Genomic DNA, 26,228 nt, shown 5'->3' with positions numbered 1-26,228 from the left:
GGGAAGCTTTGGTTCCCCCCATGGCCATTATTTGATGGCTTCGATACGCAGGATCAGCTCTTGATAATTTTTGCCAAACTGGTCACGCACCGGCTGAGTCGCCTTGTAGAAATAATCGCGATCGATCTCCTGAATATTCACGCCACCGGCCTTCATCTTATCCAGAGACTCCTGGTTATATTTGGCCCACAGTTCGCGCTGCTCGGCCTGTGCCTCTTTCGCCAGTTTGAGAACTAACTGCTGATCTTCAGCAGACAGTTTGTTCCACTTGGTTTTGGAATAGAGAAATACTTCAGGAATGATCATATGGCCGGTCAGGGTGTAGTTTTTGGCAACCGGCATGTAGTTGTGGGCAACATAGGTTGGCGGGTTGTTTTCCGCACCATCGATAACGCCGGTCTGCATACCGCTGAACACTTCGCTTACCCCCATGCTAACCGCGTTGGCCCCCATGGCTTTCAACGTGGCGAGCGCCACCGGGTTACCCTGCACGCGGATCTTCATGCCCTGCAGATCTTCTGATTTAGCGACAGGTGCCTTGGTGATCATGTTGCGCGTGCCGCTGTCCATCCATCCGAGGAACACCATTTTTGACTTGGGGTTATCGGTAATTTTCTGACCAATCTCATTACCAATCTCGCCGTCCAGCACTTTGTGCATGTGATCTTCATCGCGGAAGATATAGGGCAGAGTAAAAACGTCTACTTCCGGCAGAATTGCCGCGACCGGCGACATGGAGACGCGAATGATATCAATCGCCCCAATCTGCGCCTGTTCGATCTCCTGTTTCTCGTCACCTAATACTCCACCAGGGAAGGTTTTGATTTCCAGACGGCCATTGGTGGCCTGTTTTAATTTTTCCCCCATATGCTCAACGGCAACAACGTTCGGGTAACCGGCTGGATGAACATCGGCAGCTTTGATCTGCTGCGCAGCAAGCGAGGAGTGGCTGATTAATAAGGTTGCCGAGGTGAGGCAAAGGCTGAGTAGCGTCTTGGAAAGTTTCATAGGATGGTCTCCAGAGGTTAACGGCAGAACCTGGGGTAACTCATTGAATAAAAAGCCCGATTAAAAGCAACCCAGGTGTCATTTTTTAATCTGATATTGATTCGGCATTATTCAGCCTTCCTCAATGAGCCTGTTTTTAGGCATGAGCTGACCGTCAGACAAATAATGTCCAAATAAATCAGTAGGTTTATTAGTAAATTGCCAACCGCTTAGTAGGCTAATCAGATATGACTAACGGTAACTTATTATACAACTTTGTAAATTGAGTGATATCACAAAAGAGGAAAGTGATTTTAATAAAAATTTAAAGATTAAAATATAAATTCAAAACTTTGTTTTGTTTTTATGTTATTGATAAATTTAAACTATTTCCGTTATCAGACATAAAATCAAAAAATTGATAGCCTGGTAAGAATGGTGTGATAGGTTACGGGAAGTCCAGCAACCTATGCGGCGATCTGATCATTGGCCTGGTGGACAACCTGGTAACCCTGCTAGGTGTGCCTTTCAGCCAAGCCATCCGGCAGTTCAGTCGCCGCCATCAGGATGTGCAGTTTCAATGCCGTATCTGTTCACCCGCCGAGATTGGGCAGGGTAAAACGCGGCTATTTGCTGGCGCAGCAACTGCGTCCGATAACCCCAACCAAGTTTGGTTCCATGGCTTTCCACATGGAAAGCGTGGCTCATCTGATCCTCAGTGGTAAATATCTCGGTTACCTGCCAACCCATTTTGCTACGCGTTGGGTGGAACAAGGCGTGATGAAGCAGTTAGGTGACCAATCGCTGACCTATCAGGCGCAGTTGAGTCTGGTTACCCACCCGGCAAGGCAGAAAAAATCGCTGACGGCTTTACTGGAGGATTTAGCTGGCTGAGTCCCTTAAATGGACGCAAGCGACGGCACCACGGACAGCTAAGGGGCAGTTAAGGGACACAGCCTAGCGGCAACCATTAATAAATAAAAAATAATCGGGTCATTAAATTTTCATTTAAGTCAGGCACTGTTATGTCCACCAGTAATCGGGGAAGGTTGTAAAAATTCTCCTTCTTTTTACCGGTTTGTTAAATGAAGCAATTATTAAATAAATTAAAAACAAAAAAGGAATACCCTGGATGAAGAAATACATAATGATTGCCATGCTGTCGACGATCTCGTTATTGGCAGCATGCGATAATAACAACACCACAACTCACAACGAAACCCCCGCACCAGAAGCTGAAAAACCCGCCGTAGTAGAACAACCCTTAGTGATTGCCCATCGCGGTGCGAGTGGCTACCTACCAGAGCACACGTTGGCGGCTTATCAGTTAGCGATAAAAATGGGGGCAGATTATATTGAACCCGACCTACAGTTAACGCTCGATAATGAATTGGTAGCGATGCATGATGAGACATTGGAGCGCACGACTAACATTGCTGAATTATTTGATAAGCGTAATGATGGATATAAAGTCGCCGATTTCACCTTATCAGAAATTAAAACCCTGACAGTATTACCTAAAGGAACCGCCAAAGAGAGCTACCCTGGCTTTACCCCTAGCGCCGCCAATCCGTTTGATGTCCCGACCTTTCAGGAAGTCATCGACTTTGTTAAGCAGCAGGAAACCGTCACCAAACGTGAAATTGGTATCTACCCCGAAGCCAAGCAGGCCGATCCGCTGATGGAAGATGCAATTATCGAAATCTTGTCGCGCAATAACTACACCGCTGACAGTAAGGTATTTATCCAGTCTTTCAGCGATACCACTTTGCGCAGCACCAGGGGCAAAGAAGAGGCACAGAATAATAAAATACCTCAGATTGTCTTGGGTGTAGCTGTAATGGGGGATGATGGTATAGCCCGCTTACAAATCGTTCAGGATAAAAAGCCACTGCTTGCTTTTAACGAAGTCACCAGTTTTGCTGAGGGCATCAGCCTGTTGATCAACAATAAAACTTACCCGATCACCAAAGAATATATTGCGCAGGCGCATGCTGCCGGTTTGAAAGTACACGGCTGGACGTTTGCTAAAAACGATCCCGTTGCTTCCGCAGCCGAGTATAAAAACTATCTCGATATGGGTATGGACGCAATGTTTTCAAACTATCCTGATCTGGCGGTAAAAGCGCGCGATCTTTTTGTTCAGAACAAGAGTAAATAGCGATCATTTATTAAGCCCCCCTATTTAACCCAATAAAAAACTGACTGCGAAAATGATTTTGCAGTCAGCCTATTTTCGCTACTTACCAAACCGGCAACCGGGGTTTAAGCCTTCGGCTGTCCGTGTTTCACTAAACCTGCTTAAAATACACGTAAAGCGCTCTTGACCCGCGCCTGCCGGACAGATAGCTTCTTCTCATACTAGGCTGTATCCCTCATGGCTCGCGGGGTTTCGGCTCCCGCACAGCGCATTAACTCAAGGGCTCAGGGTTGTGAATAAACAAACGGAATTAACACCAGAAGTCAGGACGCGTAGCCCCAACGGGCTGTTTATTCCTCATTATCTCTTGCCGGTCTATGCGTTGCTGTTTATCGCCTTCGGCTGGTTTTCTAGTGAGCATTGGCGTAACAATCCGCAACTCGATCACCCGGTAGCCACCATCGCCAAAGTGGTGCCCTCCGCCGTAGCGCAAAACCATATTGCACAGGTTAAGCCTGATGCCGCCGCTGTGGCCAACAAAGAGACCGTGGAGCAAAACATCCCAACCGTTCAGCCAGCGCCCGCAGAGACGTTGGCTAGTGATGAGCTGCCAGCGCTGCGTTACAGCGCCCACGTTTATGCTTCTGAGGATGATAAACGCAGCATTACGCTCAATGGGCAGCGCTATCGGGAAGGTGACAGCCCCGCCCCCAACCTGATCATTGAACAGATCCAGCAGGACGTGACTATCTTCGATTTTAACGGCGAGGTGTTCACGCTGGATGCGTTAGAGGATTGGCCCGGTGGCAAAGTGGATGAGGAAAATCCCAGTGAAAGATAAGCATGAGGCCAGTCAGTGAATGGCAATACCTTAGGTGACGTCCCCTCCCCATAATATTAAGGACGTTCATAAAGAAACCCCCTAAGACACCGAAAGCTGAGATAGCACTGGCTAAGTCAAGATGGGAGGAGCTAAAAGATGGCAGTTAAAGGTATCAAATTTTCAGATATTAAAGCGAAAGCGTTGGCAAATCCTGAGGTCAAAAAGGCTTATGAGGAAGAAACTCAAGAAGAGGAACTTCGTGCAGTACTGGTCGCAATGAAATCTAAATCAGGGCTGACCAGCACAGAAATTGCTGCACGCATGGGAGTCAGCCAGCCAGCAAGCAGTGAGCCGACTGGAGAGAAATGCGTCAAGTGCAAGCCTTTCAACCTTGCAACGCTACGCAACTGCCTGCGGAATGCGCATTAAACTGTCTCTAGGTTAAAAAACGCCATCAAGCCTTATTTTAAGGCACTCTGGAACCATCAAGACAGTTGCTGATTTGGCAAGGGCCTGAGGCTGGCTCTTGAGCCACCTGCTCGGGCGCGTTCACTTGATAGCAGAAAGAATGCGAGATGTTTAGCGCCCTTCTTTTCGCAACTCATCGGTGAAAGGGGCCAGCAGGCCGTTAAAACTACTGCATTTAGTCTGTTCCGGCGTGCTGTCTCTGGTCAGGCTCTGATAAATAGCCTCGCTGCGCTGAGGCAGGGCCGCATAGGCCGCCGGGTCCCAACCGCGCTGTTTTGCCACCTTGTTAGCCACCCGGTTGATCACCGCATCAGCGGGTAAATCACTGCGATTACACTTGTATTTGAGGTATTTAGTACCAGCAACCACCGAGGCAAGCTGCTCGACCTGATCGTTCAGGGGCACAGATTTACTCTGGCGTGCAGAATGCGGCTGTTGGCAACCCACCACGCCCAAAACCAACAGCACCGAAGCCAAGCGCACAAATAGAGGTAACTTAATCATCATCTTGTTATTTTCCCGAGTTCCATTCCACCTAATCCCCGGCACCAACCGGTGAGAAAAGTTTTTATTTGGTGTGCCAGCCCCGCGTTACCACAGCGCGTTGACGTTTAAAGACATCAGCATATTGGCCGCTCCCGCCAAAGCCAGCCAAGGGCCAAAAGCCAACGGTTGATGGTAATCCTTGCGTGTTACAGCCCGTTGTACCAAGGTAAACAGCAGCCCACAGCTCGCCGCCAGCAGAATTACCTGCGGCAATGCCTGCCAGCCCAGCCAAGCACCCAGCGCCGCCAGCAATTTAAAATCACCATAGCCGAGCCCGTCTTTGCCTGTCGCCAGTTTAAACAGCCAGAATAAGCTCCATAAGCACAAATACCCGGCCATTGCACCGATGGTTGCTGCCTCCAGTTCAACAAAATACCCTTGCAGATTAAATAGCAGCCCAATCCACAGCAGCGGCAACGTCAGCACATCGGGTAGCAGTTGGGTATGGTGGTCGATCACCGCCAACGCCAGTAACAACGAGAGAAATATCCAGGCTCCCAACAGCGGCATTCCCAACGGCAAAACCACCGCCGCCAGCGTAAAGAGTAATGCCGTCGCCACTTCAACCAACGGATAACGCCAAGAGATACGCCCACCGCAGCAACGGGCTCTGCCCTTCAGCCACAGAAAACTCAACAGCGGAATATTATCCCTGGCGGCAATCGGCTGCTGGCAATGGGGGCAGCAAGAGTGCGGTAACAGCAGGTTAAAACGGGGCATCTGCGCTGGCAAAGGCTGCGCCAGTTGCAACCATGCCTCGCGCTGCCAGCGTGTTTCCAGCATCACGGGCAAGCGGTAAATCACCACGTTCAGAAAACTGCCGACAATCGCCCCCAATAGCGCTACCGAACCCAGCCAGACAAAGGGAAAAGCCAGGGTAAAATCCAACAGCAAATTCACAAAACCTCCCTGTTGTTGCGCATCAAAATGCCCGCCCCTGAACCTGCCAGGCGATCAGCCCCTGGTCATTGGCTTTACCCAACTGAGACAGCAGCGGTTTTATCACATCAGGTAACTCCGGCCCACCGCGCAATTGTCCGTTGAACTGATAGCGTCCGTCGAGTGCGAGATTGCCCTGCCCCGTCAGGTTCAGATGAGCAGAGTTCTGCTTCAGCACCAGCGCTAGCGCCCCTTGCCGGTTACAACTGAGTTGCCCCTGTATATTGGCAAGATCTAACCCACCCAAAGGCGTTGCCAGCTGCGCATTGTGCCAGTTAATCAGCCCGCCGGTAAGGTTTACGCAGCCATGTGGGCCGAGTTCCCCCTGCTGTAGGCGCAGCTGTAGTTTACCTTGAGCCGTTATCGGTAATGGCAACGGCAAGCGTTGCTGTAGCCAATCTGCGGGGGCCGAGAGTTGCCATTCATACAATTGCAGGCCGGACCAACCGCGCAATGTCCCGTGCCCCTGAATACCCTGCGGATCCCACAGTTCAAGCTGCAATGCTGGCCGCCATGAAGAGAATGTGAACTGCCAGTTCACCTCTGCCAGCGTAAGCTGATGCCAGTTGAATTGGCGCAAGCTGCCTTGCCAGATCGAACCGGTAAAACTGCCAATACGCATCTCCGCTGGCAGAAAACTCCGTAACAGCTGTGCCGGTGCATTCCAACCCAACAGCAGCAGATAGCAGGCCAGCACCAGGGCGATTTTTTTCGCTTTAGCGCCCATTACGGCGTTCCAGCATCAGCTTGTTTACCGCTACCCAACCGGGTTTGCCGGGCTGCGCGGCCACGTCGAGCGCGACGACTCGCACCCGATATTGCTGTTCCAACTGTGTTAGCCAGAGCATCAAGCGGTTAAAGTCACCCGCTTCGAGAGTCACGGCCAAGCGTTCCCCCTGCGGTTGTATACGGGCAATGCCAATCCCCTGCGCGGTGGCGCTGCGCGTCACCGTCGCCGACAGGCTGAGCGATTCATCCTGCAGCGGGCGCGGCGTTTGTTGGCGCAGGCGCGGGGCCTGTTGAGTCATCCATTCCACCGTGCCCTTTTCGCGGGCGATGGTGCGTTGCCACTGCTCGGCCCGTTGTTGCCAAGGCTGCCAAAGCGTGTAGTAGCACAGGCTCACAATCATCAGTACGCCACAGCCCAATAGCAGCAGTCGTTCCCGGGGGCTGAACTGCAACCAGCGCCGTTTCAACTCATTCATCCTGTATCCCCAGAATCAACCGGCTTTCTACCCTGCCTGGGCCCTGCTTCACTTCGCCGGGTTGCAGCCGATAACGCTGCCCGACAATGTTCTGGAACTGCTCCAACACCTGGAAAGAAGGCGCGTGAAGATCGATTTTGATTTCTTTACGGCTGGCGTCATAGGACAACGCCTGTAAGCCAATCTTCGGGCTCTTGGCGATCAACTGCTGCAACTGGCGCATCTGCACGCTCAGCCCAGCCGGTTCGATAGGCTGTAACGCCTGCAAATGTTGCTGCATCTGTACGCGTGGGTTAACCACATTTTTCTCTGCCGGGAATAGTTGCTGATAAAGCTGCACACTCTGCTTTCGCCACTGTTCAGCCTGTTGCCACAGCCGATAGTGTGACCACCCCGCGTCGACGCTCAGCAGCAGTAAATACCCTGCCAGAACCAGCATCACCGGGCGCCAAGGGCGTAAACCGGCGCGCCACGGGCTGGAGCGGGTAAACTCCCCCTGGCGTAGATCGGCACCGCGATAGACTTCACCTTCTGCCGCCAGTTGCAGTAAATCCCGCGTGGGCTGCACACGCCACTCTGGCACATCCGCCGTCTGTGGCGGGGGCGCGGAATAGCTACTAATCAGCGGCGGTGACCATAGCGCCAGCAATTCGGGCAACCAGCAGGATTCGACAATCATCCCGGCATGGGCCGCCCGCCGGAACAACCATTGATCGTTCAGGCGGACGACACTCCATCCGTTAGCCACCAGCGGTAACATCAGCACGTCGGGGAGCAGCGCCTGCACGCGCACACCCAGTTGCTCGCAGCGGGCAATCCAGCGCTGCATGGCGTTTTTCTCCACCACCGCAACGTCACACAGGTCACCACTCTGCTGCAAAATGGCGAAGTGCAGGCGCTCGACATCCGTTGCCAACTGCTCCTCCAGCATAAATGGCAATACCTGCAGGCTCTGGCGTCGCGCCCGTCGCGGCAGCGTCACCTGATGGAAAGCAAACTCACTCGCCGGAACCAGCACCCACGCCGGGTAACTGGCGAGCAGACGCGCCAGCTCTGGGTCAGTCTCCCCTGCCGCCAGGCTCCCTTGCAGGTGAGCCCATCGCCACAGGAGCGGCTGGCTGTCGTCACTGGGTAACCGCAGGATTAACCGCGCTTCCCCATTGCGCTTTATGTTCTCAGTCAAGGCGTCACCATCATGCTTAATCCGTATTTCCGCTGTACTACCTGAAAATTATTGCCTGCCTTTTGCAATAAACTGTGCTGACTGAAATGGTTGTCGCCCATCAGCACGCTGAAATTGGCCAAAAAAAAGTCGCTATTCACCGCCAGCATGGGCCTGAGCGTGGTAGTCTCAATATCCTCTAACGACGGCTGTGCCAAAAATTCCGCCACGCTGTCCCACCCTTCCCGTGGCCGCTGTTGTAACAACTGCTCGGCCTCTTGCGGCGAGAGTTCGGCCAGAAACAACGCCGCCAATAACGGCCCTTGGGCGGTACGCAAGGTGTTGATATTCAACAACAACGTCTGCGTTGGCAATGCGCACACATAGGGCAGCAGCCGTTGATAAAGTGCGGCGTCAACACCATAAACCATGCGCAACTCGCTGACATCCTGCATCGGCTGATTAGCCGGCAGGTAAAGCTGCTCCAATGCCATATACACATCATCTTCCGCACCATTGATGCCGGGTTCACTGTCGCTGTCTATCCAGTCGCGCAAGGCGGCGGTCACCTGTTCTGAGTGCAGCGGCTCCTCCCCCAGATTGTTCAATAGCTGTAGAAAAACCTTGGCGGGATAAGGCGTGTCAGTCTGCTCCCCCGCGCCCTGATTAATGGCGTTGAGATTAAAACAGGCCTGCCCATCGACAATTTGCCCCTGCAATTCGCCCCCTTCAACCGGGAATCTGCGATCCTCTTGCGCCCAGTTTTGCGCCAGATGGGTTTTATTCGGCAGATCCAGCCTATCTCTCTGCAGGATTTTCCCGGCTAGCGCCTCTGCCGCAACGCCATACCATTTCGCCTGCTGCTGTTGCAGCTGCGCCGCCGTGCGCAGATAAGTGCGCCCGTTACGTTCGGCAATCGTGGCGGCAACCGTAACCATCAAGGCCAGGATCAATAGCACCACCAGCAGCGCAACGCCTTTCTGCCGCCCTTTCATTCGCTTGGCCCTTCAGGCAGGGCGAACAAGCGGGTCAGTTCACCCACGCCGTTCACCGTCAGCGTCACTTCAATCCCTTGCGGTAACGTTGCCGCATTATCCCAGTTCTCCTGCCAGGCTCCTTTGGCAAAGAACCGCAGGCGAAAAGCGCTGACGCTGCTGAGCACTACCTTAACTACCGGTGTTTCGCCTACCTGTGGATCTGGATGGCTATAGCTCAAGCGCTCTAACTGCTGATTGCGCAGGCGGTAACCCACACTCTGTAATTCCGAACGTGGCAGCCTGCCCAAAGGGTTCTGCCAGCTATTGCGCATGAAAGAAACTGCCCAGTCCTCACTCTGTAACTGGTAACGTGCGGCAGACAGCAGGCGCTCACTGCCCCGGCTGCGGCGCGGGATGATCTGGCCGAAGTCTTTGTCGATCTGCACGAATGCCCGCTGCAACTCGGCCAAGCGTTGCACCTTACGTTGGGAAATCTCATCGTTACGCATCACACCCTGTAGTACCTGGAATGCGCTGATGCTCAGCGCAGCAAAAATCGCCAACGCCAGCAGCATTTCCAACAGGGTAAATCCCCGCGCCGTTTGGCGATTCATTGCTGCACCACATAGCTGCGCAAAGAAACCAGCGCCGCCGCATCTTGTTTGTTACGCCGCACCTCAACATCCAGCGCACGCAACTGGCTGATTTGGGTATCTACGCCCTGCCAGCGCAGGTGCCACTGCTCCCCGGCAAAGGTGACCGTTTTTTCGCTCCAGCGCTTCTCCGGCCAGGTTTTCTCCAAATGCAGTTGGACCTGCTGATTATCGGCCAGCCAGCTCGCCAGTACCTTTTCTTCCATGCGGCCAATACCGCTCGCCTGCTGGGCCGTGGTTTGCAACAGCGCCAACCCCGCCAAAGCAAATACCACCAGCGCCACCAGCACTTCCAGCAAGGTCATCCCGCGCTGCATTTTCACCGTGCAGCCTCAGGTTCGGAGGTACTCACCACACCGCTGTTATCAACCTGCAGCCAGACGCCTGTTGGCCCGAAAAGCAGTTTGAACGGGGTGATCTCGCCACCCGGTAACAGCATGATATCCGGCTCGCTAGCCTCAGCCGACGGCCAGTCCTCAAGGCCGGGGAACTGTAGCTCAAGCTGCATTCCCTCCGGCATTTCGCCGCCCAGCGCCCCACGGCGCGGTTGCCACTCTTGCCAGACATACCCTTGCCAAGTGTCCGAACCCGACGATGCGGCTGCATTTTCTGGCTGCTGCCGTCGCAGGATCTTGAACTGCCAACCCTCAGGCCGCACCAGGATCCCCAACAACTGACCATTCTGTTGGCTATCGTCCAGGGCGAAATCCAACTGGGCCTGAAAACGAGCCAGTTGTTGCTGTGGGTTACTCTGCTGAACGGCAGGAAATGACATCATTACCAGGCTGGCGGCGCTGCCAATCAGCAGCACTACCAGCATCATTTCCAGCAGCGTGAAGCCGCGCTGACGCACTACTTCTTATTACCGATGGTCCAGTTGCCAATGTCATCTTCAGTGTCTGGCATGCCGTCCGGCCCGTAAGAGAAAATATCGACCTGACCGTGCTGCCCAGGGCTCAGCAATTGGTAATCCGCTCCCCATGGGTCCTGCGGCAAGCGGCGGATATAGCCGTCTTTCGGGTAATTACGCGGCTCCGGCTGGGCGGAAGGCTTGGTGACAAGCGCTTGTAGCCCCTGTTCGGTGGTGGGGTAACGGCTGTTATCGAGCTTGTACATATCCAGCGCGCTCTCGAGCGCTACCAGATCGCTGACCACCTTCTGATGATCCGCCTTATCTTTATTGCCCATCAGGTTGGGCACCACCAGGCTGGCAAGGACACCGAGGATCACAATCACCACCATAATTTCCAACAGGGTAAAGCCGCGCTGACGCTGTTGCTGCATGTTTTTCTCCGTTTATTCAGGAACTCATCAAGGTATTTAATTGCAGGATCGGTTGCAGGATCGCCAAGACAATAAACAGCACCACTCCCGCCATGCTGACCACCAGCAAGGGTTCAAACAGCCCTAATGCCAATTGCATCTGGGCAGAAAATTCACGGTCCTGATTGTCCGCCGCACGTTCCAGCATGCTGTCCAGCTCACCGCTGCGTTCGCCGCTGGCGATCATGTGGCGCATCATCGGCGGGAACAGAGCCGTCAGCTCCAAGGCTCGGTGCAGGCTCACCCCTTCGCGCACCGATTCGGTGGCAACGGCCAGTTGGCTGCGGGCATAGTCATTGGTCAGCACCTCACCGCTGATGCGCATCGCCTGCAACAGCGGCACCGCGCTGGCGTTGAGGATGCTCAACGTGCGGGCATAGCGTGCGGTATTCAGGCCCCGGGCAATGCGGCCAATCACCGGCAGGCGCAGTAACTGGCGGTGGAAAGCCACGCGCCGCGCACTCTGGCGCAACAGCACACGCATCAGCAATACGCCAAGCAGTATCAGCAGCAGCAACCAGGGGCCAAAGGTGCGCACGCCGTCACTCAACGCCATCAGCATGCGGGTGGAGAGCGGCAACGCCTGTTTCATATGAACGAACTGTTCCACCACTTTGGGCACCACGGCAGAAAGCAGGATGGCAATCACGCTGATGGCAACCACCGTCAGTACGCAGGGATAAATCATTGCCTGCAGGATCCGCCCACGCATCTGCTGGCGCTGTTCGGTGTAATCCGCCAGCCGGTTCAATACCAGATCCAGATGACCAGAGGCTTCCCCTGCGGCCACCATGGCGCAGTACAGGCGCTCAAAGCTGGCGGGGTAACCGCCCATCGCTTCCGCCAGCGAGTGCCCTTCCAGCACTTTGGTGCGCACCGCCGCCATCAGCGCCCGCTGGCGCGGTTTTTCACTCTGTTTGGCAACCGCATCCAGCGCTTCTTCCAGCGGCAGCGAAGCGGCCACCAGCGTCGCCAATTGCCGGGTCAATAACGCCAGATCGGCGCTGCTGATGCCACGCTGCCATAAGGCGCGCTTGCCGCTGCAGGCCCGTTGGCGTTCATCCTGCCCTTCATCCAGGCTGACGGGAACCAACCCTTGTTCCCGTAGCAGCTGGCGCGCATGGCGGGCAGAATCCGCCTCCTGCACGCCCCGGCGTTTTTTGCCACGTTGGTCTAACGCCTGGTAATGGAACAGTGCCATATCACTCTTCCTCCGGCAGTTGGCTTTCCGTGACGCGAACCACCTCTTCCCAACTGGTTTCGCCCGCTAACACTTTCTCGCAACCGCTACGGCGCAGCGTCACGTACTCATTGCGCAGTTGGCGGGCAATAGCGAACTCACGTTCGCCCTGGTGGATAGCTGCACGCACTCGGTCGTCGATCAACAGCAGTTCATGGATCCCGGTTCGGCCCCGGTAACCGATAAAGTTACATTGCGGGCAACCCTTAGGTTGCCAGACCGTGGTTCCCGGTGGGATCTCCATCTGTTGCGCCAGCGCCGCATCGGCCTGATAAGGGTGGCGGCAGTCGGGGCATAAGGTTCGCACCAGCCGCTGAGCCAGCACCGCCAGCAGTGAGGTCGACAGTAAAAAGGGCTCGATCCCCATATCCTGCAGGCGCGACAACGCCCCCAATGCACTGTTGGTATGCAAGGTTGATAGCACCAGATGGCCGGTCAGCGAAGCCTGCACCGCAATCTGCGCGGTTTCGCTATCGCGGATCTCTCCCACCAGTACCACATCCGGGTCCTGACGCAGGATCGCACGCAGGCCACGGGCGAAGGTCATATCCACCTTGGGATTTACCTGAGTCTGGCCGATACCGTCCAGCTCGTATTCGATGGGATCCTCCACCGTCATAATGTTGCGTTCGCTGGCGTTCAAGCGGCTGAGCGCCGCATACAGCGTGGTACTTTTACCGGAGCCGGTCGGGCCGGTCACCAATATAATGCCGTGGGGGCGCTGGATCAGCTCATCGATCTGCCGCTGGTTTTGCCGCGACATGCCAAGAGTGTCGAGATCCAAACTGACGCTGTTCTTGTCCAGCAAGCGCAGAACGATCCGCTCGCCATAATTGGAAGGCAGGGTGGAGACACGCACGTCGATAGCCCTGCCACCGACGCGCAACGCCATACGCCCATCCTGTGGAACGCGTTTTTCCGCAATATCCAGCCGCGCCATTACCTTGATGCGCGATATCAACAACGACGCCAACCGCCGCTGGGGCCGCAGGATCTCACGCAGCACGCCATCCACCCGGAAACGGATCTGCAGATGACGTTCGTAGGTTTCGATGTGGATATCCGAAGCCTTGTCTTTGATCGCCTCGGTCAGCATGGCGTTGATCAGCCGGATGATTGGCGCATCGTCGTCGGCGTCCAGCAAATCGTCGCTATCGGGTAGCTCTTCAGCCAGGGTGTAAAAATCCATTTCATTGCCAATATCGGCCATCATGCGCCGCGCCTCTTCCGAGTCACGCTGATAGCTGCTCACCAGTTGCTGCTCGAACTCTTCGGCTGAAAGCGTGCTGACGGTAAGAGCGCACCCGGCCACTCTGCGGGCTTCAAGCAGGGCGCTGCCCGCCGTATCGGCTACGCACAGCGCGTGGCACCCGGCCTGACCGCGCAGTAGCAGAATGCGTTGCGCACGGGCATAGGCGAAAGGCAGTTGAGGCCGTAGTTCACCGTGGTCGATTACGGCATCACTCATTGGGTTCCCCGCTGATAGAACGCGCTGATTGCCGCATTGACCTGGCGGAACGTCGCCCCATTCTGATCCGCTGGCAGCTTCAATACCTCGTTGTTCAAGGTCAACCCTTTGGTTTCCTTACCACGTAGCTGCTCCTGCTCCTGGTTAAACGCCTGATATTTCTCCGATGAGGCGCGGCGATACTCATCGCGGTCGCGGATAATCGATGGGCGGATAAACAGCATCAGGTTGCGCTTGGAAACCTGCTGGCTGTTGGAGCGGAACAGATACCCCAGCACCGGAATATCCCCCAGTAACGGTACTTTATCGGTGCTGTCGCGGACCGTTTTATCCAGTAAACCACCCACTACCACCGTCTCCCCACTGCCCACCAGCACGGCATTGTTCACCGTCCGGGTATTGAAGGTCGCGCCCAGATTGGCACTGCTGCTGGAAGCCGCGTCCGCCACGCTGGAAACCTCCTGCTCGATCTCCAACAGCACCGAATCCCCTTCGTTAATCTGCGGTTTTACCTTCAGTTTGATACCGACAGTTTTGCGCTCCACGGTATTGAATATGTTGTCGCCCGAGGTGGTACGTGAGCCCGACAGCACCGGGACTTCCTGGCCGACGTTGAAGGTGGCCTCCATATTATCCAGCGTGACGATGCTCGGCGTTGCCAGAATATCGTTCTTGCTGCTACTGGACAGCGCGGTCAACAGCATGGCCCAGTTGCCCTGATAAAAACCGGCGGCAATACCGTTAAAGCTGCTCAAGGCACTGGCCAGGCTGTTATTGATCGAGCCGTCCTGGTTGTACTGATTAACCCCGGCAATCGCCGTGGTGATCGGCAACCCGGTATTGGTGAACTGAGTGCCACCAGCGTGCTTGTTCGCCCACTGAATGCCCAGGTTAAGGCCATCGGCATCCTGCACTTCGGCAATGATCGCCTCCACCAGCACCTGAGCGCGGCGGATATCCAGTTGGGAAATCACTTTTTCCAGATCGCGTATCACATCCGGCGCACCGGTGAGGATCAGGGCGTTGGTCTGTTCGTGGGCCTTGATGGTGACATCTTTGCGCAGCGCTTCGGCGGGTTTGGCATTCTGCTGTTCGCTTTGAATGCTGCTGCTGACGCCGGTCAACACTTCAACCAGATCGGTCGCCTTGGCGTATTTAAGGTAAATCACTTTGGTATTGCCCTGCACCGCCTGCTCGCGGTCCAGTTGCTTGATCATGGCAACGATGCGCTGGCGGGAATTGGGTTCACCACTTACCAGTACCGAGTTGGTACGCTCGTCGGCCACCAGGCTGGCGGTCATCAGGCTTGGCATCGCCGACTTGCTGGCATCCTTGGTCAATTCAGTGACCATTTTGACCACCTCTGCCGCTGAAGCATAGGCCAGAGGCACGGTAACCACGCTGCGGTCGCCAACCTTATCGACCCGCTCGACTATCGCCATCAGGCGTTTGATCACCGCCGCTCGCCCAGTCATCAGCAGCACGTTGGAAGGCTCGTAGTGCACTACGCTGCCCGCTCCGGCGTTGTCGTTAAGCTGACGCAGCAGCGGCGCGAGATCTCTGGCCGCGACGTTGTTGACCGGCACCACCCGCGTCACTACCTCGTCCCCCTGCCCCGGTTCAGCATCATTGGCGACCGGTACCGCCGAGGTTTTAGCGTCTTTGGATCGCACCACCTTCAGCACGCCGTTCTGCATATCCACCACGGCAAAACCGTAGACGTCCAACACGCTGAGGAAGAACTGGTAGTACTGCTCTTCGTTCAACATATCGTAGCTGCGCACCGTGATCGTGCCGCGCACGGCGGGATCAATAATCACCGTTTTATTCAGATTCTTGCTGACGGTATTAATGAACTCCTGAATATCCGTGCCCTTGAAACTGGCAGAAAACTCGGCGCTCCAGGCTGGCTGAGTACCAAGCAACGCAGTGGCTAGCACCAGAACGCGTAAGCTCCTGACTATTCCTTTGTTAAACAATTAATTATCTCCAAGAGCAACGTAGATATCCTGCAATTGACCGTCACGCTCGACGGTAAGATTCAGTTCACTGAGTTCTGGTAGTTGTTTCAACGCCTGTTGAGCCTGTTGGGCATCGCGCAGGTCCAAACCATTAATCGCCACGGCTAGATCGTTTTCCTGCAGCCCGACCTGCTGGAACAACTCCTTTTGTGCGCCAGGATTCAGGCGATAGCCGGTCAGTTTGTTGTCCACCATCACCGGGGAAATATTCAGATAGTTGAGAATGTTTTGCGGCTGCTGCTTGAGCTGGGCCTTGATGGATTGAGTTTTCTCGCCCCCCCCCGTCTTGGCTACGGCGGGCGAGTCACCGAACAGCAGCAACGCTTCGTAACGCCCCTGATAGCTGATCACTACCCGGTCGGGGAAAATAGCGGCGACCTTGGCGTCGTATCCCGGCGTACTGTCACCGATGGCCAGACTGAACTGTTTGCTGTCTTTGGCGATAATGGCGATGGAGTTTGCAGGGGTAGGGCTGGCAACAATGCCGGTCAGATTGATTTTTAGCGCCGAAGGCGGTGCGTTAAGCAAAGAAGCATCGGAGCCGGTAGGGGTAGCAATAGCTTTAGCAGTAGAAGGGGCCGCGGTGCCAAACAGGGTGAAATTGTAGGCTGCTGAAGTTTCACTGCTTGCCGTCTTTACCTGCGGCAAGGTGGCTTTAAGCAAAGCGGGAGTAGGGATTTCTGCGGGTAACCAGAGACGCCAAGTCAACATCGCCAATTGGTTTAGCATCAGAAAGATGGCGGCATATAGCGCCCAACGCGGGGTTAACCACTTGAGGGCCATTTCCCTGATTGACAACGCCATCCCAGAAAATTGCATCATGCTTTCCTTTAGTCACATTCCAATCAGGAGCGCCAACACCCGATGTTTTTTGCCCGGCGTATACCTGTTCTGTCTGCGGAGCTAAACAGCCTACTACTCTATACAGACTCACATAATGAAAAAATAATTATTTATCGTTAAGGCGTGTTTTTCATCTTTCTGTTTTAAAAGTAATTTCTTGCTTTTTTGGTTTACACAATAATGCTGGCCCTCTTCTGCTTCATCATCCCTGCCCGGTTAAGCCTCCTCCTTCCCCCTACGCCCTGAAGCCTTCTTGACCGGGAGGATGCTCCTCCCCACGCTGCAATATCTAATGCCATGGCTTTACAAATTGTTACTTTCTATTACGTGAGTCTTATATACCCAAGTTACTTCAAGATGCAGGTAGGCGGCAAACGAGAGAGTCCCGATGAGCTTACTCAAGTAAGTGATTCGGGTGAACGAGAGCAGCCAACACCCCTGCATCTTGAAGGGCGACGGGTAGAAGGAATTTAGAATGCTTAAACATACCTTTAATGCCCTACTCTTCGGTTCGCTGGTGTTACTCAGCGGCTGTGATAACAATAACTCCTCCAGCAGTAACACCAATCCAGAAAATAAGCCTGAGCCACCAATTAATCAGGAACCCGTAGCTCATTTACCCAACGTCGCCGTTCCCGGTGAAGCCCTGATGGCGGAGGGCAACAAGGCGGTGATCCATCTGGTCGATGTCGCGGCCGTTACCAACGGAACTACCGGTGATTACAGTACCAAAAACCTGTTCCTGTGGAATAACGGCACCTGTGACGCGCTGCAAGAACCGCTCCCAGGTTGGAATGACACCAGTAATACCCCAGCAGGCAGCGATCAATACGGCCCATACTGGGTGTTGGATCTGAACAAAACCACCGGTTGCATCAACTTTATCCTGCGCGATGGCGAGAATAAGCTGATTGATGCCGACATGCGCGTCACGTTCAGTGATTTCCCCGATCGCACCGTATCAGTCATTGCCGGCAGCAACGCGCTATATGACACCCGCGCCGATGCTTTCCGCGCTGCCTTCGGGGTGGCACAGGCCAATGCGCACTGGGTGGACAAACAGACAATCCTCTGGCCAGCCGGTAAAGATAAACCCATTGTTCGCCTCTACTACAGCCAGAGCAGCAAAGTAGCCGCTAACAGCAATGGCGAATTTACCGACAGCTATTACTCACTGACACCGACCACCGTCAGCGAAGAGACGCGCGCGCGTTTTCCACATCTGGCCGACTATACCGCCTTTAAGTTGCCGGAAAATGTCAGTGTAGACCAATTATTGACCGGAGAGACCATTGCCCTTGCTACCGATAAGGATGGGGTCATCAGTTCAGCGACTCAGATCCAGACCGCCGGGGTGCTGGATGATCGCTTCGCAGCCGCCGCCGAAAAGCTGGAATACGGTGCGGTGGTGAACGGCTCTGATGTCACTTTCCGCCTGTGGGCTCCCACTGCCCAGCAGGTAGAACTGGTGCTGTACAGCGCAGATAAAAAAGTGATTGGCAGCCACCCGATGACACGAGATAGCGAGTCTGGTGCCTGGTCTTATCAGGGAGGTAGCGATCTCAAAGGGGCTTTCTATCGTTTCGCGCTCACCGTTTACCACCCGCAGTCGCGCAAGGTGGAGCAGTATGAGGTGACCGATCCCTACTCCCATAGCCTGTCAACCAACTCCGAGTACAGCCAGGTAGTAGACCTGAATGACAGCGAGTTGAAACCCGAAGGCTGGGACAGCCTGAAAATGCCTCATCCGCAGGCGACTCAGGCCGATATTGCCAGCATGGTGATCCATGAATCCCATATCCGCGATCTTTCTGCCTGGGACCAAACGGTACCCGAAGCCATGCGCGGCAAGTATCTGGCGCTAACCGCAGAAGACAGCAATATGGTCAAACACCTCAAGCAACTGGCGCAGTCGGGAGTGACCCACGTTGAATTGCTGCCGGTGTTCGATCTGGCTACGGTCAACGAGTTCGCGGATAAGGTGGCCGATCTGCCACAACCCTTCAGCCGTTTGTGTGAGTTGAACAGCGCCGTGCGGCAGAGCCGTTTTGCTGATTACTGCAGCAGCGCCTCGACTATTGGTGAAGTGCTCAATGAACTGAAGCAGGATGATAGCCAGGCCAATCCGCAAGTACAGGAATTGAACGGCTACGTGTCGCAGACCGACTCCTACAACTGGGGCTACGATCCTTTCCACTACACGGTGCCGGAAGGTTCCTACTCCACTAACCCGGAAGGGACGTTGCGTATCAAAGAGTTCCGCACCATGGTGCAGACCATCAAGCAGCAGTTGGGGATGAACGTGATTATGGATGTGGTGTACAACCACACCAATGCCGCTGGCCCAACCGACCGCACCTCGGTGCTGGATAAAATCGTGCCTTGGTATTATCAGCGCCTGAACGAGTCGAGCGGTAGCGTGGAATCTGCCACCTGCTGTTCCGATTCTGCACCGGAACACCGGATGTTCGCCAAGCTGATCGATGATTCTCTGGTTGTCTGGAGCAGAGACTACAAAATTGATGCCTTCCGTTTCGATCTGATGGGTTATCACCCTAAAGCTCAGATCCTCGCGGCCCGTGAAAAAGTCCAAGCGGTGAACCCTAGCGTTTATTTCTTTGGCGAGGGCTGGAATTCCGGGCAGGAAGATCGCTTTGAAATCGCCTCACAAATCAACCTGAAAGGCACCGGTATTGGTACTTTCTCCGACCGTCTGCGCGATGCGGTACGCGGCGGTGGCCCTTTTGATGAGAAAGAGGCGCTGCGGCAGAATCAGGGGTTGGGCAACGGAGCGGGCGTATTGGTTAACGAGAAAGCCCAGCAGGACGAAGACACCGTGCGCCATCTGGCGGATCTGACACGCCTGGGGATGGCGGGCAATCTGGCCGAGTTCCTGCTGATCGACAAAGACGGTAACCTGAAGAAAGGCAGCGAGATTGACTACAACGGTGCAATCGGTGGCTACGCCAGCGATCCGACAGAAATCGTCAACTATGTCTCCAAACACGACAACCAGACCCTGTGGGATATGATCGGCTACAAGGCAGCAACTGAGGCCGATCTGGCGACCCGTGTGCGGATGCAGGCGGTTTCTCTGGCTACCACCTTGCTGGGCCAAGGGCTGGCCTTCGATCAACAGGGTTCCGAACTGTTACGCTCCAAATCCTTCACCCGCGACTCCTACGACTCCGGTGACTGGTATAACCGCGTGGATTACAGCTATCAGGACAACAACTCCAACGTGGGTATGCCGCGTTTTAGTGATGACGGCGTAAACTACGATGAGATTAGCCTGGTAAAAGACGCGGTTGCCGCCCCTGGCAACGCAGAAATCACCCAGATGACCGGGTTCTATCAGGAACTCACCCAGTTACGCCAATCCTCACCGCTGATCGCGCTGGGAAGCGGCAGTGAAGTGATGAAACGCGTTGATTTCCGCAACACCGGCGCGGCACAACAGCTAGGGTTACTGGTGATGACCATTGATGACGGCACCCAGGCCGGCAAGGATCTCGATCCACAAGCCGATGGGCTGGTGGTGGTGATCAACGCCGCACCAGAAGCCAGAACGATAAATGACTTTGCGGGTAAAAATCTCAGCCTGAACGCTATCCAGCAGGATTTGGGAACCAACTCGCTGGCATCCGGTATGGTTATCGCCGAGGATGGCACCATTACCATCCCAGCGTGGTCGGTTGCACTGTTGGTTAAACCGCAGGAAACGACCCAGGGCGCAGGCCTGCCAGTTAGTAGTAAATAACCATTCTAGTCAGCAGGAACCACAAGGATGTGGTTCAAAACGCTGACAAAGCACTTTACCCAAGGAATGGAGCAAGCTGCATCTGCCCCTCCCCCCGAATGAGAGCGTTGGGGGGAGGGGTTTTCTTTTGCGAATCCACCAAGCTGAAACTAGCTGAACGTGAGTATCAGCAGGTAAAAACTCATAATAACTTCCACCAGGATCGACACCCGCCCCATCACCTTGTCTGAAAAAAAATCTAAATACGCGCCAAAGCTGAATCGATACATTTAAAAATGATTAATTCACCTGTCATCACTCATTTCAAGTTGTATAAAAGTAATAACTCGTATATTAATTTTGACGAACATCACACATATAAAACATTACCTTGTTTGTTTATGCGTTTTATTGCAATTTCATTTACACAAAATGGAAATACATAGACTCAGTTTCTTATTTTTTGACTAAATTGCTGAATCGATTCAATTAAAATGGTAGTCATTCATTTTTTGGAGATAAGCAATTAAATTCCATTAAAAACAATAAAATAACCACTAATAGCAAAAATTTCACACCAGCAGCACAGCGTAGCTGTCCGAAAGGCAGCGGACATATCCTTTAAAAATTGTTTTAACAAGAAACACCCAAGATAATTACAAGGAGCGTTATGATGCAGGTCTATTTTCAGAATAAAATCTTTATCTCTGGCTTGGTTTTAGCGGTAAGTTCAGCATTGCTCAGTGGCTGCGATAACTCCAGCAACAGCAATGGCAGCAGTAGCAATTCTCCGAGCGAACCCCATACACAATCTTCTTACCTTGAAAAGTACCGCCCCCAATTGCAGTTTACCGCAGCCAAAAACTGGCAAAACGATCCCAACGGATTAGTTTATTACGATGGCGAATATCACCTTTTTTATCAATACAACCCTAACGGCACTGGTTGGGGGTATATGTCCTGGGGGCACGCCGTCAGTACCGATCTGGTGCATTGGCAGGAGTTACCAATAGCACTGGAAGCGAAAGAAGACGCTGCCGGAAAAATACCAGAAATGTTTTTCTCCGGTAGTGCAGTGGTTGATACCAATAACACCAGCGGTTTGGGTGAACCAGGCAAGCCCGCCATGGTCGCGATATTTACCAGTTATTACCCATCCGACATAACGCTGGCAAACGGGAAGGCCATTGCCGGAGGGACACAGGCACAGTCCATTGCTTACAGCCTAGATAAAGGACGAACCTGGAAGCTGTATGATAATAATCCGGTTTTACCTCTCCCCCCGACGGGTTATGAAGACCAGTTCAAAGAGTTCCGCGACCCGAAAGTCTTCTGGTATGAACCTGAGAAAAAATGGGTCATGGTGGCAGTGCTGGCAACACAGCATAAAACCGTGCTGTATTCCTCACCAAACTTGCGGGAATGGGAATTCATGAGTGAGTTTGGGCCAGCCAATGCCACCGCAGGGGTATGGGAATGCCCCGATTTGTTCGAGTTACCGCTCGATGGTGACCACACAAAGAGTAAGTGGGTCATGATCGTCAATCTTAACCCCGGCGGCCCCGTCGGCGGCTCAGGTTCTCAGTACTTTGTCGGCAATTTCGATGGGACAGCTTTTACAGCTGACGAGGCTAGCCTGTTTGGCAGTGAGCCGCCGGCCGGTACGATTATTGAGAATTTTGAAGGTAACTATAACAGCGTAGCTTGGGCAGCCACTGGGGAGCAGACGGGAGCCTACCTGTCGCAAGGGAACAACCCCGGCCAAGGCGGCGTTAGCCAGTTCCAGGGGGCACAACTGCTGAATACGTTTATTGGTAGTGATAACACCACAGGAACTGTGACGTCCCCACCGTTCAAGATCACCGATAAATATATCAACCTGATGGTCGGCGGCGGCAATCACCCGCACGATCCGGCAAGTACCCTGGAAAGAGAGTTGCCAGCGGGGGAACCGCTGTTCTCTGGTGCGGATTTTGAAGGAGCCGATAACGTTACTTACAGTGAATTGGGTTGGAGCGCCGATGGTGACTTTATCAATCAACCAGCTTCTACCGGTACGATCCTCGATCAACAGCAGGTATCCGGTTTTCTGGGCGCACGGCTGGTAAACAGCTTCTTTGGCAAGTTAATCAATAAAGATGATGGTGACAATGCGGTCGGTAGCCTGACATCTCCGGCTTTCACCATTAGCAAACCTTACATCAACTTTCTGGTGGGTGGCGGTAATAATCCTTACAGCAAGGAAAACGCCACCGCAGTGGTGCTGCTGGTGAATGGAGAGGTCAAGCGCAGCGCCACGGGGAATAACAGTGAAAGCCTCAACTGGGCTAACTGGGATGTGTCAGAGTTTCAGGGGCAACAGGCTAAAATTGCCATCATTGATGAAAACAGCGGCGGCTGGGGCCATATTCTGGCAGACAACTTCATCGCCTCAGACGTTGCAGCCAAACCTATCTCCTCGGAAACCACGGTCAATCTGCTGGTCAACGATAACATCGTCTTTAGCGCCACGGGCTCTGATGCTGAAGCACTGAGCTGGCGTAGCTGGAACGTGGCTGCACTTCAGGGAGAAACGGCCCAGATACGCGTCATCGATAACAATACCGGCGGTTGGGGGCACATTCTGGTGGATGAAATTGTTCAGTCTGAGCAGCCGAAACAAACGGCCAACTGGTCAGATTTCGGCTCCGATTATTATGCCGCCGTTTCCTGGAACGGCGTGCCTGACGGCAAGCGTTACTGGCTGGCATGGATGAGTAACTGGAGTTATGCCGGGAGTGTTCCCACCACACCGTGGCGCGGTGGTCAAACCTTGGTCAGAGAGCTGAAGTTGCAGACCATTGGCAATCAGATAAAACTTACCCAGGTTCCGGTAGAGAGCATGACCCAATTGCGCGATAAGCCTTTGTACAGCGTGAAAGAGCAAACTCTGCTCGCCCCTGGCGACAAATTACTGGCGGATGCAGGTATTCAAGGGCAGGTTTATGAGATAGAGGCAAAAATAAGGCCTGAAAACGCCACTGAGGTCGGCTTCATGCTGCGTTCAGGGAATAATGGTGAAGTCACTCTCGTCGGTTACGACGCTCTGGCTGGGGAGGTCTATGTTGATCGTTCCAAATCTGGGGATAGCTCGTTCGACGCCAATTTTGCCGCCAAACACAGCGCCCCATTACCGCTGCAGGATGACAAGACGCTGAAGCTACGCATTATTGTCGATACCTCATCGGTTACCGTTTTCTCCGGTGATGGCGACGTGGTGCTCACCGATCTGATCTTCCCCGATCCGGCAAGCACAGGGATTGAAATCTACAGCAAAGGCGGAACCGCAAGCGTGGACTCAATGACAATATGGCCATTGAAATCAATCTGGGCTGATAAGTAAAACTATCAGGCCGTATTCTCTAGCAGAATACGGCCTGATCTCCCACTCAATCCAGCAGGTCGGAGTAATCGCCGCGTTGATAATCTGCCAGCGGTTGCCAAGGCAACGTCTGCGGATCGGCAAACGGTGTCGCCGTCATACGTTGGATCGAAGTACCATGACTATCTTGTTGCTCAATGCTACGGGCATACTGCCCCACCACATCCCAGGCAACCTTGGTGGTTCGCTCCCCTTTTTGCAGCAGATAGTGCTGGATACCGTCAACAACCGGGCCCTGTTTTTCCATGCGGCTTAACGCTGCGGGATCGACCAGCCAATATGCGGAAGCCCAGGAACCGCCGTAACCGACATTGCCATAGTGCGCCAACTCCACATCAATCACCCGTTGCAGATTGTGCAATACCACCTGTACGCTCACCTTGCCGGTTTCAGCATCCTGCGTTATCAGCAATGGCGCGCCCTGAGCCTCATTGTGCGCGTGGCCGGCATGGGGGGAAGCGTGCTCATGTTCATGCTCCCTGCTTTCACGCACACCGGCTGGCAGTTCGCGTTCGATCCAAACCAGACCGCTGCGGCGATACATCAGATCGCTATAGCGGCTATCCCGTATGATGCCATCCTGCCCGATTGCCCGGTTCTCATAGCTCAGCCGCAGATTGACGGCAGGTGCAGCGTCTGGCTGCATCTGCGGTTTCTGCTCGGCAGCGGCGGCTCCCAATGGCAGAACCACCGCCATCAGTAACCCCAAGCCAAATACCCTACGCCAACCGATCATAAACCAGCCGCCGTTTTCACCTTGGTAAACACATCGGTGTTGTCCATGGTGCCTTTGAAGATCTGGGAACCCGCACCATCGGCGTAAAGCATAACGTCACCGCCAGCATGGGTTTCCGCACCCGGCGTACCCAGATGGATGCCCACTTCCTGCAGGAAGTTATCCTGTGTGGTGTCAATGTTGGTCAAATCCTCACGCTCTGCACCGCGCGCCGGAGCAACCCATAGGGCACCGTTATCTTCCATATTCCTTTGGCTGCTGGCGTTGGGACGCCCACCGTTGCCGAAGACCAGCGTGGTGTAGGGTTTGCCATCCGCCGCTTTGGCCAGTTCACCATTCTGGTAGTTGTAAACCTTGCCGAGGATCGGGTTACCAATCTTGCCGTAGCCGTTAAAGGCAATGGAGTGGTCATGGTCAGCGGTTACCACAATCAAGGTGTTTTTCAGGCCAGGATCTTTGGCAGCCATAAAGGTCAGTACCGTCTTGATGGCTTCATCCATCGCCAGGGTATCCTCCAGCGCGCGCTTGGCATTGCTGCCATGCAGGGCGTGATCGATACGCCCGCCTTCCACCATCAGGAAAAAGCCTTTTTCATTGCGACTGAGCACTTCTAACGCTTTCTCGGCCATTTCGGCCAGGCTTGGCTGATCCAGCTCCTGATTAACGCGATCCAGTTCGTAAGCCATTTCACTTTGTGCGAACAGGCCGAGCAGTTTGTTGACCGAACCGGTGTTCAGATTACGCAGTTGAGTGCCACTGTCGATGTAGGTATAGCCAGCACTCTCCATGGCGCTCACCAGATTCAGGTTGTCGCTCCGCTTGCTGCTGGGGTTGATCGATTTCGGCAGATAGTTACGTTGCCCGCCCCCCATCAGCACGTCCACCCCATCGCCCAACCAACTGTTGTAGTTGGGGTGGCCCGGTACGGATTGCTCAGCAATGGTGTTGTAGCCGTTACGGTTACAAATATGGGCGTAGGTCGCCGCTGGCGTTGCGTGACCAACCCTTGTGGTTGATACCGCGCCAACCGAACGCCCGACGGCTTTGGAAAGTTCCAACAAGGTCTTGGCCCGCTCGCCGTTATCCGGCTGGCAGGTGCTGTCCTCACCCGAAATGTACTGGGTGCCGTCGGCTGTGTAAGCCTGGGTGTTGGCAGACATTGAAATCACTTCATTGTTTGCCTTCACGCCGGTCATATAGGCCGCCATTGACGGCGCACTGTCTGTAGTCTGGGCATCGTTGGAGAAGGTTTTAATGCGTGCGGCATACTTCAGCGACTGCATGGTCAGTTCCGCCCGTTCACTGCTGCTCAGTGAATCCGGATTAGCCACCAGCAGTTTCTCGCCTTTATAAATACGGGCAGCCGTTACCGTTACCGGCCCCATACCGTCACCCAGGAAGAAGATCACGTTCTTGGCTTCGTTCGCGGCATAAGTACTGCCGCTGGCTAACGCTAACAGGCTCGACAGGAACAGAGAACAGCCATTGATTTTGCCCACAGATTGTCTTTTTTTCATGATTTTGCTCATTCTGGAAA

Annotated in this window: 21 protein-coding genes and 3 pseudogenes; 7 read left to right on the top strand and 17 right to left on the bottom strand. The window is 54.1% G+C overall.

Annotated elements, in window-relative coordinates; translation table 11 throughout:
• Positions 1-27: 27 nt before the first annotated feature.
• Positions 28-1,008: a TRAP transporter substrate-binding protein gene (locus SAQUA_RS04305; RefSeq protein ID WP_380678161.1), complete on the bottom strand. Its 981-nt coding sequence runs from the start codon at positions 1,006-1,008 to the stop codon at positions 28-30.
• A gap of 446 nt (positions 1,009-1,454) precedes the next feature.
• On the opposite strand from SAQUA_RS04305, the pseudogene SAQUA_RS04300 reads away from it, so the two are divergent.
• The 5 genes and pseudogenes from SAQUA_RS04300 to SAQUA_RS04280 all read left to right on the top strand — a co-directional run.
• Positions 1,455-1,881 (top strand): annotated as a pseudogene (locus tag SAQUA_RS04300) (LysR family transcriptional regulator); the annotation flags it as partial.
• Positions 1,882-2,119: 238 nt separating this feature from the next.
• The gene (locus SAQUA_RS04295) at positions 2,120-3,148 is read left to right on the top strand and encodes a glycerophosphodiester phosphodiesterase family protein (RefSeq protein ID WP_380678159.1); all 1,029 of its coding nucleotides are present in this window, start codon (positions 2,120-2,122) and stop codon (positions 3,146-3,148) included.
• A gap of 271 nt (positions 3,149-3,419) precedes the next feature.
• Positions 3,420-3,968 (top strand): type II secretion system assembly factor GspB, encoded by a 549-nt coding sequence (gene gspB, locus SAQUA_RS04290; RefSeq protein ID WP_380678157.1) that lies wholly within the window; start codon positions 3,420-3,422, stop codon positions 3,966-3,968.
• Positions 3,969-4,021: 53 nt separating this feature from the next.
• Positions 4,022-4,117, top strand: a pseudogene (locus SAQUA_RS04285) (type II toxin-antitoxin system RelE/ParE family toxin); the annotation flags it as partial.
• Positions 4,107-4,395, top strand: a pseudogene (locus SAQUA_RS04280) (helix-turn-helix domain-containing protein). The pseudogenes SAQUA_RS04285 and SAQUA_RS04280, both read left to right, overlap by 11 nt.
• A 134-nt stretch (positions 4,396-4,529) precedes the next feature.
• Here SAQUA_RS04280 and gspS read toward each other — a convergent pair.
• The 14 genes from gspS to gspC all read right to left on the bottom strand — a co-directional run bounded on the left by gspS (position 4,530) and on the right by gspC (position 16,774).
• A complete protein-coding gene (gene gspS, locus SAQUA_RS04275; RefSeq protein ID WP_380678155.1) occupies positions 4,530-4,925 on the bottom strand; it encodes a type II secretion system pilot lipoprotein GspS in 396 nt (131 codons plus the stop codon).
• An 84-nt stretch (positions 4,926-5,009) separates the two neighbouring features.
• Positions 5,010-5,864: a prepilin peptidase gene (locus SAQUA_RS04270; protein WP_380678153.1), complete on the bottom strand. Its 855-nt coding sequence runs from the start codon at positions 5,862-5,864 to the stop codon at positions 5,010-5,012.
• A 22-nt stretch (positions 5,865-5,886) separates the two neighbouring features.
• Complete coding sequence (locus tag SAQUA_RS04265; RefSeq protein ID WP_380678151.1) at positions 5,887-6,630, bottom strand: type II secretion system protein N; 744 nt, start codon at positions 6,628-6,630, stop codon at positions 5,887-5,889.
• Entirely contained in the window at positions 6,620-7,108 is a 489-nt protein-coding gene (gene gspM / locus SAQUA_RS04260) for a type II secretion system protein GspM (RefSeq protein WP_380678149.1), read from the bottom strand. The genes SAQUA_RS04265 and gspM overlap by 11 nt, the downstream gene beginning before the upstream one ends.
• Positions 7,101-8,291, bottom strand: a complete 1,191-nt coding sequence (gene gspL, locus SAQUA_RS04255; RefSeq protein WP_380678147.1) for a type II secretion system protein GspL — start codon at positions 8,289-8,291, stop codon at positions 7,101-7,103. The genes gspM and gspL overlap by 8 nt, the downstream gene beginning before the upstream one ends.
• Positions 8,288-9,265: a type II secretion system minor pseudopilin GspK gene (gene gspK, locus SAQUA_RS04250; protein ID WP_380678145.1), complete on the bottom strand. Its 978-nt coding sequence runs from the start codon at positions 9,263-9,265 to the stop codon at positions 8,288-8,290. The genes gspL and gspK overlap by 4 nt, the downstream gene beginning before the upstream one ends.
• Complete coding sequence (gene gspJ, locus SAQUA_RS04245; protein ID WP_380678143.1) at positions 9,262-9,861, bottom strand: type II secretion system minor pseudopilin GspJ; 600 nt, start codon at positions 9,859-9,861, stop codon at positions 9,262-9,264. Before gspJ ends, gspK begins: the two co-directional genes overlap by 4 nt.
• Positions 9,858-10,223: a type II secretion system minor pseudopilin GspI gene (gene gspI / locus SAQUA_RS04240; RefSeq protein WP_380678141.1), complete on the bottom strand. Its 366-nt coding sequence runs from the start codon at positions 10,221-10,223 to the stop codon at positions 9,858-9,860. Before gspI ends, gspJ begins: the two co-directional genes overlap by 4 nt.
• Positions 10,220-10,753, bottom strand: a complete 534-nt coding sequence (gene gspH / locus SAQUA_RS04235) for a type II secretion system minor pseudopilin GspH (protein ID WP_380678139.1) — start codon at positions 10,751-10,753, stop codon at positions 10,220-10,222. Before gspH ends, gspI begins: the two co-directional genes overlap by 4 nt.
• A complete protein-coding gene (gspG, locus tag SAQUA_RS04230; RefSeq protein WP_380678137.1) occupies positions 10,753-11,184 on the bottom strand; it encodes a type II secretion system major pseudopilin GspG in 432 nt (143 codons plus the stop codon). The genes gspH and gspG overlap by 1 nt, the downstream gene beginning before the upstream one ends.
• A gap of 16 nt (positions 11,185-11,200) precedes the next feature.
• Positions 11,201-12,424 carry a type II secretion system inner membrane protein GspF gene (gene gspF / locus SAQUA_RS04225; RefSeq protein ID WP_380678135.1) on the bottom strand — a complete coding sequence of 408 codons (1,224 nt, stop codon included), beginning with the start codon at positions 12,422-12,424 and terminating at the stop codon, positions 11,201-11,203.
• Between the two features lies 1 nt (position 12,425).
• Positions 12,426-13,931, bottom strand: coding sequence for a type II secretion system ATPase GspE (gspE, locus tag SAQUA_RS04220; protein WP_380678133.1), 1,506 nt, complete (start codon positions 13,929-13,931; stop codon positions 12,426-12,428).
• Positions 13,928-15,895 carry a type II secretion system secretin GspD gene (gene gspD, locus SAQUA_RS04215; protein ID WP_380678268.1) on the bottom strand — a complete coding sequence of 656 codons (1,968 nt, stop codon included), beginning with the start codon at positions 15,893-15,895 and terminating at the stop codon, positions 13,928-13,930. The genes gspE and gspD overlap by 4 nt, the downstream gene beginning before the upstream one ends.
• A 15-nt stretch (positions 15,896-15,910) precedes the next feature.
• Positions 15,911-16,774 (bottom strand): type II secretion system protein GspC, encoded by an 864-nt coding sequence (gene gspC, locus SAQUA_RS04210; RefSeq protein ID WP_380678131.1) that lies wholly within the window; start codon positions 16,772-16,774, stop codon positions 15,911-15,913.
• Positions 16,775-17,270: 496 nt separating this feature from the next.
• Between gspC and pulA the strand changes: the two genes are divergently transcribed.
• Together pulA and SAQUA_RS04200 are read left to right on the top strand one after the other, a co-directional pair.
• Positions 17,271-20,555, top strand: coding sequence for a pullulanase-type alpha-1,6-glucosidase (pulA, locus tag SAQUA_RS04205; protein WP_380678129.1), 3,285 nt, complete (start codon positions 17,271-17,273; stop codon positions 20,553-20,555).
• A 649-nt stretch (positions 20,556-21,204) separates the two neighbouring features.
• Positions 21,205-23,916, top strand: a complete 2,712-nt coding sequence (locus tag SAQUA_RS04200) for a GH32 C-terminal domain-containing protein (RefSeq protein ID WP_380678127.1) — start codon at positions 21,205-21,207, stop codon at positions 23,914-23,916.
• Between the two features lie 46 nt (positions 23,917-23,962).
• On the opposite strand, the gene SAQUA_RS04195 is transcribed toward SAQUA_RS04200, so the two are convergent.
• Both SAQUA_RS04195 and SAQUA_RS04190 read right to left on the bottom strand, forming a co-directional pair.
• A complete protein-coding gene (locus SAQUA_RS04195; protein ID WP_380678125.1) occupies positions 23,963-24,691 on the bottom strand; it encodes a hypothetical protein in 729 nt (242 codons plus the stop codon).
• Positions 24,688-26,208, bottom strand: coding sequence for an alkaline phosphatase (locus tag SAQUA_RS04190; RefSeq protein WP_380678123.1), 1,521 nt, complete (start codon positions 26,206-26,208; stop codon positions 24,688-24,690). The genes SAQUA_RS04195 and SAQUA_RS04190 overlap by 4 nt, the downstream gene beginning before the upstream one ends.
• Between the last annotated feature and the right edge of the window lie 20 nt (positions 26,209-26,228).

It is taken from the genome of Serratia aquatilis (assembly GCF_044865145.1).
GTDB lineage: Bacteria > Pseudomonadota > Gammaproteobacteria > Enterobacterales > Enterobacteriaceae > Chania > Chania aquatilis.
Note: the sequence above shows the minus strand (reverse complement) of the source record. Positions and strands in the feature narration are given on the sequence as shown.

Coding starts and splice junctions, on each gene's coding strand:
- SAQUA_RS04305 (WP_380678161.1), bottom strand. CDS start 1,008: ATGAAACTTTCCAAGACGCTACTCAGCCTTTGCCTCACCTCGGCAACC.
- SAQUA_RS04295 (WP_380678159.1), top strand. CDS start 2,120: ATGAAGAAATACATAATGATTGCCATGCTGTCGACGATCTCGTTATTG.
- gspS (WP_380678155.1), bottom strand. CDS start 4,925: ATGATGATTAAGTTACCTCTATTTGTGCGCTTGGCTTCGGTGCTGTTG.
- SAQUA_RS04265 (WP_380678151.1), bottom strand. CDS start 6,630: ATGGGCGCTAAAGCGAAAAAAATCGCCCTGGTGCTGGCCTGCTATCTG.
- gspM (WP_380678149.1), bottom strand. CDS start 7,108: ATGAATGAGTTGAAACGGCGCTGGTTGCAGTTCAGCCCCCGGGAACGA.
- gspK (WP_380678145.1), bottom strand. CDS start 9,265: ATGAAAGGGCGGCAGAAAGGCGTTGCGCTGCTGGTGGTGCTATTGATC.
- gspJ (WP_380678143.1), bottom strand. CDS start 9,861: ATGAATCGCCAAACGGCGCGGGGATTTACCCTGTTGGAAATGCTGCTG.
- gspG (WP_380678137.1), bottom strand. CDS start 11,184: ATGCAGCAACAGCGTCAGCGCGGCTTTACCCTGTTGGAAATTATGGTG.
- gspF (WP_380678135.1), bottom strand. CDS start 12,424: ATGGCACTGTTCCATTACCAGGCGTTAGACCAACGTGGCAAAAAACGC.
- gspE (WP_380678133.1), bottom strand. CDS start 13,931: ATGAGTGATGCCGTAATCGACCACGGTGAACTACGGCCTCAACTGCCT.
- gspC (WP_380678131.1), bottom strand. CDS start 16,774: ATGATGCAATTTTCTGGGATGGCGTTGTCAATCAGGGAAATGGCCCTC.
- pulA (WP_380678129.1), top strand. CDS start 17,271: ATGCTTAAACATACCTTTAATGCCCTACTCTTCGGTTCGCTGGTGTTA.
- SAQUA_RS04200 (WP_380678127.1), top strand. CDS start 21,205: ATGATGCAGGTCTATTTTCAGAATAAAATCTTTATCTCTGGCTTGGTT.
- SAQUA_RS04195 (WP_380678125.1), bottom strand. CDS start 24,691: ATGATCGGTTGGCGTAGGGTATTTGGCTTGGGGTTACTGATGGCGGTG.
- SAQUA_RS04190 (WP_380678123.1), bottom strand. CDS start 26,208: ATGAAAAAAAGACAATCTGTGGGCAAAATCAATGGCTGTTCTCTGTTC.